Here is an 11267-nt window from a genome sequence, read left to right on the forward strand (position 1 = left end):
CGGATCTGCTCCCATGCTTGCACGCCGCCCGCCCGCCGCAAAGACCCGGGGCACCGGCCGTTCCCGTCGTACGCCGTGCGAACCCTTTACCCAGACTTTGCGATACGGCTCCGTCTCGTATCGAAAAACGGGCTACCCTTGAGCCGAACGGGTTACGAGACGCCATCGGCTCGTAAGTCCGCACAGTCGCAACTCGTACGGACGGGGAATCCACACCATGACCACCGCCGCGCCACCGCGCACATCCGACGCGATCCACCGCCGCCGCTGGGCGATCCTGGGCACCCTGATCCTCGCCCTGCTCGTCGTCGTCCTCGACAACTCGATCCTCAACGTGGCGATGAAGACGATCGCCCAGCCCGCCCCCACCGGCCTCGGCGCCAGCCAGAGCGACCTCGAGTGGGCGATCAACTCCTACACGCTGGTCTTCGCCGGCCTGCTCTTCACCGCCGGCCTGCTCGGCGACCGGCTCGGCCGCAAGTGGTCCCTGCTCGCCGGCATGGCCGTCTTCGGCATCGGCTCGCTGCTCTCCGCCGTCGCCGACAGCCCCGGCCAGCTCATCGCCTTCCGCGCGGTCATGGGCCTCGGCGGCGCCTTCGTGATGCCCGCCACCCTCGCCATCATCATGAACGTCTTCGACCGCAAGGAGCAGCCGAAGGCGATCGGCATCTGGGCCGGCGCGGTCGGCCTCGCCATCGCGATCGGCCCGATCACCGGCGGCCTGCTCATCGAGCACTTCTGGTGGGGCTCGGTCTTCCTCGTCAACGTGCCGATCGTGCTCGTCGCGCTGGTCGCCATGTCGCTGCTGGTGCCGAACTCCCGCGACCCCAAGCCCGGCAAGCTCGACCCGGTCGGCGTGCTGCTCTCCGTCATCGGCCTGGTCGCGCTGATCTACGGCATCATCAAGGGCGGCGAACTCGCCGACTTCACCGCCCCCGGGGCCTGGGTGCCGATCCTGGTCGGCGTGGTCGCCCTGGCCGCCTTCGTCCTCTTCGAGCGGCGCACCACCCACCCCGCCCTGGACGTCAGCTGGTTCCGCAACCGGGTGTTCTCCGCCTCCGTCGTCGTCATCGGCGTGGTCTTCTTCGCACTGATGGGCGTCTCCTTCTTCGGCGTCTTCTACACCCAGAGCGTCCGCGGCTACAGCGCCCTGCAGTCCGGCCTGCTGATGCTCCCGCTGGCCGCCGCCCAGATGGCCTTCGCCCCGCGCGCCCGGCTCGTCGTCGACCGCTTCGGCGTCCGCGCCACCTGCGCCGGCGGCATGGCCCTGATCGTGCTCGGCTTCCTCGGCTACCTGCTGCTCGGCACCACCACCCCGATCTGGGTGCTGGTCGTGATCGGCTTCGTCATGGGCGCCGGCATGGCCCACGTCATGCCCCCGGTCACCGTCGCCATCATGGGCTCGCTGCCCCGCGAGAAGGCCGGCGCCGGCTCCGCCATCAACAACACCTTCCGCCAGGTCGGCGGCTCGCTCGGCGTCGCCGTGCTCGGCGCCGTCCTGTCCACCGTCTACCGCGACGGCATGAGCGACCACCTCGCCCAGCTCCCGGCCGGCATCCGCGACAAGGCCGGCGAGTCCCTGGAGGCCACCCTCGCGATCGCCGAGCGCACCCACACCCAGGCCCTGGTCGCCCCCGCCGAGGACGCCTTCGTGCACGCCATGCACGTGGTCGCCGGCCTCTCCGCCGGCATCACCGCCCTCGGCGTGGTGCTCGCCCTGGTGCTCCTGCCCGGCAGGGCACCGGCCGGCCCGGCCGCCGTCCCCGCCCCGGCCGACGGTTCTCCGGCAGACAGCGAGCCGCGCCCGACCAGGGTTTGAGCCCGTCAGGAGAGAATGGCGCCATGCACACCGAACCGACCGTCTCGGAATGCGGCGTCGACGAGGACGGCCCCGCCGCGGAGCTCTGCGCCCCGCGTCGGGGCCGCCCGCGCAGCGAGGCGGCCGAGCAGGCCATCTTCGCCGCCGTCGAGGAGCTGATGGAGTCCGGCAGGAGCCTCTCCGAGCTGTCGATCGAGCGGATCGCGGCCGCCGCGGGCGTCGGCAAGGCCACCATCTACCGGCGCTGGCCCAACAAGGAGGCGCTGCTGGTCGAGGTCGTCGCCCGGCTGGAGTCGCCGCTGCCCGAGCCGGTCGGCGGCACCGTCCGCGAAGAGCTCGTCCGCATGGTCGACTACATGCGCAAGCGCGGCCTCGCCAAGCGCTCCCGCTGGATGCTCAAGTCCGCGCTCAGCCAGATGAACGCCTGGCCGGAGCTCCGCGAGGCCTACCAGGAACAGGTGGTCAAGCCCCGCCGCGAGCTGGCCCGGGCCATCGTGCGCCGCGGCATCGACGAGGGCGTGCTCCGCTCCGACCTCGACGTCGAGCTGGTCTGCGAGATCATCATCGGCCCGATCCTGCTGCGCACCGTGCTCTGGGACGAGGCCCCGCTGGACGACCCGGCGCTCGCCGAACAGATGGTGGACGCCGTCCTCAACGGGGTCGGCGCGCAGCCGTCCGGAGGGCATTCCCGCTGATCCGGGGCGTGCCGCAACCTTCGGGTGGCACGTGCGCGTCCATGCCGTCATAGGCTGAGCCGAGAATACGACCGGGCGTGTGCCGGGCGGTCCCACCGACCGCCGCACACGCCCGCCCGGCTCGGCCGGAGACAGGCACGGACCATCCCGGCGGTACGAGTGCATGCCGGGTGCGGAGGAGCGGGGCGCATGGTGCAGGCGGACGAGGCAGTGGCAGCGGCGGACGGCACACCGGCCCCGCCGGTCGGGGGCCGCCGCTGGCTGGACCCCCGCCGCGGCTGGGTCACCGCCGGGTTCGCCGTGCTCACGGCGCTGCTGCTGGCCTTCCACGCGGCCGTCCCCAACCGCTGGGGCAACCTCGGCAGCCTGCTGGAGACCTTCCTGCCCTGGCTGGGCCTGGCCGTGCCGGTGCTCCTCGCGGTCGGCCTGTGGCGCCGCTCGGCGACCGCGCTGACCGCGGTGCTGCTGCCCGTCATCGTCTGGCTCAACCTGTTCGGCGGCCTGCTGACCGACAAGAGCGGCGGCCGCGGCGACTTCACCGTGCTCACCCACAACGTGGCCGCCGCCAACAGCGACACGGCCGGCACCCTCACGCTGCTCAACGGCTCCGGCGCGCAGATCGTCGCCCTGGAGGAGCTCGCCCCGAGCGCCGTCGCCACCTACACCGAGGGCCTGGCCGCCCGCTACCCGCACCACGTCGTGCGGGGCACCGTCGGCCTGTGGTCGACGTACCCGATCGACGACGTCCACGAGGTCGACATCAAGATCGGCTGGACCCGCGCCTTCCGGGCCGAGGTCACCACGCCCCAGGGCCCGCTCGCCGTCTACGTCGCCCACCTGCCCTCGGTGCGGATCAAGTCCGAGAGCGGCTTCACCGCAGGCCGGCGCGACCACAGCGCACAGGCCCTCGGCGACGCCATCGAGGCCGAGCAGCTGAAGAAGGTCATCCTGCTCGGCGACCTCAACGGCACCATGAACGACCGCAGCCTGGCCCCGATCACCTCGCAGATGCGCTCCGCCCAGGGCGCCGCCGGCGACGGCTTCGGCTTCTCCTGGCCGGCCTCCTTCCCGATGGCCCGGATCGACCAGATCCTCAGCAAGGGCAAGCTCACGCCGACCGACTCCCGGGTGCTGCCCTCCGACGGCAGCGACCACCGCGCGATCACCGCCACCTACCGGTACTGACGCCGCCCGGTGCCGGTGCCGCTGCCGGCCCGTGTTCCACCGGCCCGTGTCGGTTCATCCCGTGCGACGATGGCTGGCATGGACGGACGCGACGTGGACCGCGCCCTCACCGCGGCACTGGGCGTGCTCATCCTCCACGAGGAGGACGACTGGTCCGTCACGGCCGGGCCGCTCACCTGGACGTGCCGCGAGACCGCCGTGCACGTCGCGCACGACCTGCTCGCCTACGCCGGCCAGCTCGCCGCCCGGCCCCGCGAGAGCTACCTGCCCTTCGACCTGGTGGTCCGCCGGCAAGCGCCGGTCGACGAGGTGCTGCAGGTCGTCCGGGCCGCCGGGGGCCTGCTGGTCGGGGCGCTCGCCGTTTCCGGGCCGGAGGCCAGGGCCTGGCACTGGGGCCCGTGCGACCCGTCCGGCTTCGCCGCCATGGGCGTCGCCGAGACCCTGCTGCACACCTGGGACATCACCCGCGGCCTCGGCGCCGAGTGGCACCCGCCCGCGTCACTGTGCGCCGCGGTGCTGACCCGGCTCTTCCCGGACGCCCCGGCCGGCGATCCGGCAGCCGTCCTGCTCTGGTGCACCGGGCGGGCCGCCCTGGCCGGGCGGCCCCGGCGCACCTCCTGGACCTGGCAGGCCTCCCTCGGCTGAGCCGCCCGCCGGAACCGCCCGCCGCGGCGCACCGCACGGGTCAGCCGCGCCGCCACCGGTTGGTGATCGGCAGCCGGCGGTCCCGGCCGAAGCCCTTGGCTGAGATCTTCGGGCCCGGCGGGTACTGCCGGCGCTTGTACTCGGCGGTGTCGACCAGCCGGACCACCCGGTCCACCACCTCGGGCGGGTAGCCCTTGGCGACGATCGCGTCCCGGCCGAGGTCGCCCTCGACGTACAGGTCGAGCACGGTGTCCAGCAGGTCGTAGTCGGGCAGCGAGTCGGTGTCGACCTGGTCCGGACGCAGCTCCGCGGACGGCGGCTTGCTGATGGTGTTCTCCGGGATCGGCGGCACCTCGCCGCGCGCCCCGGCCGCCTCGTTGCGCCACTTCGCGAGGCGGAAGATCAGCGACTTGTAGACGTCCTTGATCGGCCCGTACGCGCCCACCGAGTCGCCGTACAGCGTCGAGTAGCCGACCGCGAGCTCGCTCTTGTTGCCCGGCGCGAGGACGATGTGGCCCTCCTGGTTGGAGACCGCCATCAGCAGCGTGCCGCGCAGCCGGGACTGCAGGTTCTCCTCCGCCAGGCCGGTCAGCCCCAGCGAGCCCATGTAGGCGTCGAACATCGGGGCGATCGGCACGGTGCGGAAGTTCAGCCCGGTGCGCCGCGCCAGCTCGGCCGCATCGTCCTTGGAGTGCTCCGAGGAGTACCGGCTCGGCATCGAGATGCAGTGCACGTTCTCCGCGCCCACCGCGTCCACCGCGATCGCGGCGACCAGCGCCGAGTCGATACCGCCGGAGAGGCCGATCAGCACCGACTTGAAGCCGTTCTTCCGCACGTACGCCCGGGTGCCCTCGACCAGCGCGGCGTAGATCTCCGCCTCGTCGTCCAGCCGCGGCGCGATCTCCGCGGCGACCGGCTCGGCCGGGGCGGGCAGCGGCTCGCCGCCGAGGTCCACCCGCACCAGGTGCAGGCCGTCGGTGAGGATCAGCCCGTCGGTGTGCTCGGCCGAGGCGGCCGGCAGCTCCAGGTCGGTGAGCAGCAGCCTCTCCTCGAACTGCGGCGCGCGGGCCAGCACCTCGCCACCGGCCGAGACGACCACCGAGTCGCCGTCGAAGACCAGCTCGTCCTGGCCGCCGACCATGTTCAGGTACGCGAGGGTGCAGCCGGCCTCCTCGGCGCGGCGGCGCACCAGGTCGAGCCGGACGTCGTCCTTGTTCCGCTCGTACGGCGAGCCGTTGACCACCAGCAGCAGACCCGCCCCGACCTCGCCCGCCGCGGTGGCGCGGCCGCCGTCCTGCCAGATGTCCTCGCAGATCGCCAGCGCGACGTCCACGCCGTGCAGGGTCAGCACCACCAGCTGGTCGCCGGGGACGAAGTAGCGGTACTCGTCGAAGACGCCGTAGTTCGGCAGGTAGTGCTTGGCGAAGCGGGTGACCACCTCGCCACGGTGCAGCACCGCCGCGCAGTTCTGCGGGGAGCCGGCCGGGCGGTGCAGGCGCGGCGAGTCGTGGTCCGAGCGGCCCAGGTAGCCGACGACCACCGGCACCTCGCCGAGGCCCTCGGCCCGGAGCCGGGCGGCGAGTTCAACCAGGGCGGTGCGCGAGGCCTCCACGAAGGAGCCGCGCAGGGCGAGGTCCTCGACCGGGTAGCCGGTCAGGGCCATCTCGGGGAACGCGACCAGCTGGGCACCGGCATCGGCGGCCCGCCGGGTCCAGCGCACCACCTCGTCGCTGTTGCGGGCGATGTCGCCGACCCAGGGGTCGTTCTGGCACAGGGCGAGACGCAGATTCGGCATGCCCCGAGTGTAATCGTCTATCTGACGTTATGTCTCGGGGGGTCCCCCTCGGCGGCCGGTGTCCGCCCTGCGGTCGGTGACCACCCGAAGGTGGACGACGGGCGAAGATCCGACATGATGGGATCGGTTGCGGGACCACACGCCGCTCCGGCCACCGCCCCGTCGCCGCCGGGCGTAACACGGACGTAAAGAGCAGAGGTGAGACTGTCCCCATGGGCAAGCAGCAGGAGTTCGTGCTTCGCACGCTCGAAGAGCGTGACATCCGTTTTGTCCGGCTGTGGTTCACCGACGTCCTCGGGTTCCTCAAGTCGGTCGCAGTCGCGCCCGCCGAGCTGGAGCAGGCCTTCGAAGAAGGCATCGGCTTCGACGGCTCGGCGATCGAGGGCTTCGCCCGCGTCTACGAGTCCGACATGATCGCCAAGCCGGACCCGACCACCTTCCAGATACTGCCGTGGCGCTCCGAGACCCCGGGCACCGCGCGCATGTTCTGCGACATCCTCATGCCGGACGGCTCCCCGTCCTTCGCCGACCCGCGGTACGTGCTCAAGCGCACCCTGGAGAAGGCCTCCGACCTGGGCTTCACTTTCTACACCCACCCGGAGATCGAGTTCTTCCTGCTGAAGAACCTCCCCGGCGACGGCACCGCGCCCATCCCGGCCGACCAGTCCGGCTACTTCGACCACACTCCGCGCGGCGTCGGCCACGACTTCCGCCGCCAGGCCATCACCATGCTGGAGTCGATGGGCATCTCGGTGGAGTTCTCCCACCACGAGGGCGCCCCCGGCCAGCAGGAGATCGACCTGCGCTACGCCGACGCACTCTCCACCGCCGACAACATCATGACCTTCCGCCTGGTCATGAAGGAGGTCGCGCTGGAGCAGGGCGTGCACGCCAGCTTCATGCCCAAGCCGTTCTCCGACCACCCCGGCTCCGGCATGCACACCCACGTCTCCCTCTTCGAGGGCGACCGCAACGCCTTCCACGAGTCCGGCGCCGAGTACCAGCTCTCCAAGGTCGGCCGCTCCTTCATCGCCGGCCTGCTCAAGCACGCCGCCGAGACCGCCGCCGTCACCAACCAGTGGGTCAACTCCTACAAGCGCATCTGGGGCGGCTCGCAGCGCACCGCGGGCGCCGGCGGCGAGGCCCCCTCGTACATCTGCTGGGGCCACAACAACCGCTCCGCGCTGATCCGCGTCCCGATGTACAAGCCCGGCAAGCAGGGCTCCACCCGCGTCGAGGTCCGCTCCCTCGACACCGGCTGCAACCCCTACCTCGCCTACGCCGTCACCCTCGCCGCCGGCCTCAAGGGCATCGAGGAGGGCTACGAACTCCCGTCCGGCGCCGACGACGACGTGTGGGCCCTCACCGACGCCGAGCGGCGCGCCCTGGGCATCCAGCCCATGCCGCAGAACCTCGGCGAGGCCATCGACCTGATGCAGCGCAGCGAACTCGTCGCCGAGACCCTGGGCGAGCACGTCTTCGACTTCTTCCTGCGCAACAAGCGCCAGGAGTGGGAGGAGTACCGCTCCGAGGTCACCCCGTTCGAGCTGCGGAAGAACCTCCAGGTGCTGTAGCCGCAGGTCGGGGTCGATCCCATCGGGCCGGCGGACGTGCGTTCCGTCGGCCCGATGGGCGTTTCCGGGGCGGTTGCTCCTCCCGGGCCGTCTCCGGGCCCCGAGACCGTTCTGGTCGGCCCGGCGGGGTCCGCCATCTGCGGGGGAGTGGGTGCCGGGGTCGGGGCTCCGGCTTACTTTCGACGTAGCTCGGTTCCCATGACCCATACACACCGGAGTCCGGTATGGCTGACTACGAGGTGCACGCGCAGGCCGCGAGCGACATCCTGGCGCGGACCAAGATCACTGGAATCAACGCCACCAACGAGCTTCGCGCGCAGGTCGCGCAGGTCGAGGCGTTGCTGGCGCTCGCCGCCGCCATCGCGGGCCGACATGCGGCAGCGGCCCCACAACCGCCGCAGTACCCGCCCCGCATGGCCGACTGACCCCGCGTGCCGGTGGCCGGCCCACGGGGATCCTCGGGTCTCCGAGGGGTCTGAGGGCTGGGGATCGTGGGCCGGGCGGGTCAAGCTGATGGGGTGTCGGTGCTGGTGGGGGTGGGTCCGAGCGGTCGGGCCGGGAGTGGTGGCGTCGATATGATCGTCCCTGGTTCGAACAGGCTCGGGGGCGGGGAATGCGCGTGCGGGGACTGGCGTGGGCGGTCGTGGCGACTGCCGGGCTGGTGGCGGTGACGGGGTGTCGGACGGACGGGGAGGGCGCGGCGGACGTCGGGCGGCCGGCGCCACGGACCGCTGTTCCGGCGCCGGCCGCGTGCGCACCGTCCCCGGCCGCCGACGCGACGGAGGACCCGGCCGCGGAGACGGCGGCCGGCACCGTGGCGGAAACCGCGCCGGAGGAGGTCCGCTGCCTGCCGGGGGTGGCCCACGGGACGGTGCTCGTCCAGCCCTCGCCGGCCGGGCTGCCCCGCCGTTCGCTGATGGTGAGCGTGGTCGCCGGCGCCGACCAGGCGCAGACCTCGGAGCTCTGCCGCAGGCTCACCGAACTCGGTTACGGTCCGGGCGGCCGGCACGGGATGGAGCTGCTGAGCGTCGCCGGGCGCGGGTCCGCGGGGACCTATCTGTCGAGCTCGGGGACGTCCGGACGGGCCTGCCTGCAGGTGGCGTGAACCGCCGGTTCGCCGGGGCGACGCCGGTCAGGGTGCGTCGGGCAGGCCGCCGGGCGCCGGGCGCTGGATCATCACCAGGTCGGACTCCAGCCTGGCCGGGGTGCTGCCGCGCGGGCGCGAGTGGAAGGCGCCGTCGTTGACCGAGAGGTTCAGGATCGGGTAGGCGGCGAAGTCGGGGCCGACGCCGGTGTGGTCGGCGAAGGCGGCGGTGAGCCGGTTGCGGTCGGTGCCGATGTACCAGGTGGTGTTGTCGGCGCCGAAGCGGGCGCCGATGTAGATCCACTTGCCGGCGCCGACGCACGGCGCGGTGAAGACGGTGTCGCCGCTGCGGACGTGGTTGACGAACTCGATGCTCTCGGGGCGGTCGGCGTGCCATTCGAAGACGTCGACCTCGTTGTGGCCGTCCCGCCAGGTCCACAGGGCCGGCCAGGTGCCGGTGTCGGCCTGGGGCAGGCGCATGTGGGCGAGCAGGAAGTCCCCGGTGCGGACCTGGGTGCCGTTGCCGCCGGAGCTGCAGGAGTCGCCGGTGGTGAGCAGGCCGGTGTTCCAGGCGCCGTCCGGCCGCCGGGTGGCGGTGATGACGAGGTGGCCGGAGGCGGTCGACAGCGCCGAGGTGGTGAGCCGGTCGAGCTTCCAGGCGTTCGGGTTGTCGCTGCTGTCGGTGCACCGGGAGTAGGCGGCGGTCTGCCAGCCCCAGGTGCGCCCCGGACCGACGTCCAGGGTGGCGAAGGTGTCCATGAACACGACGCGGCTCGGGGCGGGGACGGCCCGGTGGGCCGCGGTGGTGCCGGGGGCTGCGGCGAGCGCGGCGGCCAGCAACAGGTTGAGCGGGTGCATGTCCCTCCTCGGACCGGGGGCCGTCCGGATGGCGGTCGGGCTCCGGTGGGTTTCACGATGCGTGGTCGGCGCGGCGGATGCCCGTATCCAGAGCTGACCGGATGAATTGACGGAGAGTCGCGGCGACTGTGCTGTGTGATGAGCTGACAGTCGACGAGCGCATGGTAAATCTGACTCATCCACCGGCCCGCACCATCTCCCCGGTCGGCCGGAGCCGTCGGACGAGATCCGTCCACGGACGGAGGGAACAGGAGGCAGAGGGAATGTACGGACTTGCCCACACCGGTGTCGCCTCACTCGCCATGCTGGCCATCGGGGGTGCGACGACCGCGGTCGGCGCGGCCGTGAAGTGGTTCGCGCGGCGGTGACGAATTCCGTCACCGTGCTGATTCCGGCACACAACGAGGCGGATTTCATCGCGGCCGCGGTGAAATCCGCTTTTCGTCAGACCGTGCCGCCGCAGAAAGTCCTCGTCATTGCAGATTCGTGCACGGACGACACGGCGCGGATCGCCGCGGAATGCGGCGCCGACGTGATCGAGGTCGGCTTCGCCAGCAAGCCCCGGTCGCTCAACCGCGCCCTGGAGCAGGTGGCGACCAGCCACGTGGCGCTCCTCGACGCCGACGGCTACTTCGCCTCCGAGCAGGTCTTCGAGACCTGCCTGCGGGTCATGGACGAGCGCGGCTACGGCGGTGTCTGCCTGTCCGTCACCCCGCACAGCAGCACCGGGCTCTTCCAGCGCTCCCGGGCCGTCGAGTGGGCCGCCGCGCACCGGGTCTCCCGCATCGTCGAGACCTGGCACGGCTGGGTCGCGGTGCTCTCCGGCTCGGCGGGCGTGTACCGGGCCGACGACCTGCGCGCGGTCGGCGGCTGGTCCACCGACAGCCTCTGCGAGGACGTCGAACTCGCCCTCAAGATGAACCGCCACGGACGCCCGGCCGGCTTCGTGCGCGGCGAGTTCGTCGCCGTCCGCGACCCGAGCGGCTGGCGCGATTACTGGGCGCAGACCCACCGCTGGGCCTCCGGCTGGGCCCAGGCCATCGACAAGCACAAGGGCCTGTTCTTCCGCAGCTGGGGCTTCACCAAGGTCTTCGGCGCGATGATGGTCGACAGCGTCCTGCTGGCCATGGGCTACGCCTCGCTGCTCTACCACCTGGCCACCGGCTTCACCGAGTTCGACGCGGTGCGCTGGTTCGGTTCGTGGTTCCTCGTCATGGTGGCGATCACCCTCACCACCGCCAGCCTGCAGCTCGGGGTCCGCCGGGCGCTCGCCTGCTACCCCGCGTACCTGCTGGTCGGCACCCTCGGCACCGCCTTCGCGCTCTGGGTGATGTTCCGCGAGTGGGTGCTCGGCCGGCACCTCGTCTCCTGGACGGGGCGCCAGCGCCGCCGCACCGTCGTCACCCCGATCTCCGACCGCCGCCGCCGCGCCCTCGGCCTGCTCGGCGCCGGCGCAGGCTGGGCCACCGCCCTGACCGGGACGCTGCGCGGCGACCCCGACCTCGCCGCCACCGGTATCGCCCTCGCCGTCGCGGTGCCGCTCGCGGCCCTCCCGTGGCGCCGGATCAGACGCACCCTGCTGCTCGCCTGAGCGGCGCCCCCGGGCGCGGGA

General features: G+C 72.2%; 10 protein-coding genes. 8 read left to right on the plus strand and 2 right to left on the minus strand.

All coding sequences use genetic code 11. The features are described 5' to 3' along the window. Positions 1–217 precede the first annotated feature (217 nt). The 4 genes from AB0P35_RS03700 to AB0P35_RS03715 all read left to right on the plus strand — a co-directional run bounded on the left by AB0P35_RS03700 (position 218) and on the right by AB0P35_RS03715 (position 4344). On the plus strand, positions 218–1819 hold the full coding sequence (locus AB0P35_RS03700; protein WP_363506000.1) for an MFS transporter: 1602 nt from the start codon (positions 218–220) through the stop codon (positions 1817–1819). A gap of 23 nt (positions 1820–1842) precedes the next feature. Beyond that, entirely contained in the window at positions 1843–2514 is a 672-nt protein-coding gene (locus tag AB0P35_RS03705; protein ID WP_095877083.1) for a TetR/AcrR family transcriptional regulator, read from the plus strand. Positions 2515–2703: 189 nt separating this feature from the next. After that, the gene (locus AB0P35_RS03710; RefSeq protein WP_363506004.1) at positions 2704–3699 is read left to right on the plus strand and encodes an endonuclease/exonuclease/phosphatase family protein; all 996 of its coding nucleotides are present in this window, start codon (positions 2704–2706) and stop codon (positions 3697–3699) included. Positions 3700–3777: 78 nt separating this feature from the next. Next, positions 3778–4344, plus strand: a complete 567-nt coding sequence (locus AB0P35_RS03715; RefSeq protein WP_363506007.1) for a maleylpyruvate isomerase N-terminal domain-containing protein — start codon at positions 3778–3780, stop codon at positions 4342–4344. Between the two features lie 40 nt (positions 4345–4384). On the opposite strand, the gene AB0P35_RS03720 is transcribed toward AB0P35_RS03715, so the two are convergent. Then, positions 4385–6139, minus strand: coding sequence for an NAD+ synthase (locus AB0P35_RS03720; RefSeq protein WP_363506010.1), 1755 nt, complete (start codon positions 6137–6139; stop codon positions 4385–4387). A 212-nt stretch (positions 6140–6351) separates the two neighbouring features. Here AB0P35_RS03720 and glnA point away from each other — a divergent pair, with 212 nt between their 5' ends. The 3 genes from glnA (at position 6352) to AB0P35_RS03735 (ending at position 8818) form a co-directional block, all read left to right on the plus strand. Next, positions 6352–7713, plus strand: coding sequence for a type I glutamate--ammonia ligase (gene glnA / locus AB0P35_RS03725; RefSeq protein ID WP_095877079.1), 1362 nt, complete (start codon positions 6352–6354; stop codon positions 7711–7713). A 224-nt stretch (positions 7714–7937) separates the two neighbouring features. Beyond that, positions 7938–8138 (plus strand): hypothetical protein, encoded by a 201-nt coding sequence (locus tag AB0P35_RS03730; protein ID WP_095877058.1) that lies wholly within the window; start codon positions 7938–7940, stop codon positions 8136–8138. Between the two features lie 389 nt (positions 8139–8527). Then, the gene (locus tag AB0P35_RS03735; RefSeq protein ID WP_363506014.1) at positions 8528–8818 is read left to right on the plus strand and encodes a hypothetical protein; all 291 of its coding nucleotides are present in this window, start codon (positions 8528–8530) and stop codon (positions 8816–8818) included. A gap of 27 nt (positions 8819–8845) precedes the next feature. On the opposite strand, the gene AB0P35_RS03740 is transcribed toward AB0P35_RS03735, so the two are convergent. Beyond that, positions 8846–9655 carry a beta-glucanase gene (locus tag AB0P35_RS03740; protein ID WP_363506017.1) on the minus strand — a complete coding sequence of 270 codons (810 nt, stop codon included), beginning with the start codon at positions 9653–9655 and terminating at the stop codon, positions 8846–8848. A gap of 382 nt (positions 9656–10037) precedes the next feature. On the opposite strand from AB0P35_RS03740, the gene AB0P35_RS03745 reads away from it, so the two are divergent. After that, positions 10038–11246 (plus strand): glycosyltransferase family 2 protein, encoded by a 1209-nt coding sequence (locus AB0P35_RS03745; RefSeq protein ID WP_363506335.1) that lies wholly within the window; start codon positions 10038–10040, stop codon positions 11244–11246. The last annotated feature ends 21 nt before the right edge of the window (positions 11247–11267 follow it).

This window comes from Kitasatospora sp. NPDC085879 (genome assembly GCF_040686255.1).
Classification (GTDB): domain Bacteria; phylum Actinomycetota; class Actinomycetes; order Streptomycetales; family Streptomycetaceae; genus Kitasatospora.

Coding starts and splice junctions, on each gene's coding strand:
- AB0P35_RS03715 (WP_363506007.1), top strand. CDS start 3,778: ATGGACGGACGCGACGTGGACCGCGCCCTCACCGCGGCACTGGGCGTG.
- glnA (WP_095877079.1), top strand. CDS start 6,352: ATGGGCAAGCAGCAGGAGTTCGTGCTTCGCACGCTCGAAGAGCGTGAC.
- AB0P35_RS03705 (WP_095877083.1), top strand. CDS start 1,843: ATGCACACCGAACCGACCGTCTCGGAATGCGGCGTCGACGAGGACGGC.
- AB0P35_RS03720 (WP_363506010.1), bottom strand. CDS start 6,139: ATGCCGAATCTGCGTCTCGCCCTGTGCCAGAACGACCCCTGGGTCGGC.
- AB0P35_RS03700 (WP_363506000.1), top strand. CDS start 218: ATGACCACCGCCGCGCCACCGCGCACATCCGACGCGATCCACCGCCGC.
- AB0P35_RS03740 (WP_363506017.1), bottom strand. CDS start 9,655: ATGCACCCGCTCAACCTGTTGCTGGCCGCCGCGCTCGCCGCAGCCCCC.
- AB0P35_RS03710 (WP_363506004.1), top strand. CDS start 2,704: ATGGTGCAGGCGGACGAGGCAGTGGCAGCGGCGGACGGCACACCGGCC.
- AB0P35_RS03730 (WP_095877058.1), top strand. CDS start 7,938: ATGGCTGACTACGAGGTGCACGCGCAGGCCGCGAGCGACATCCTGGCG.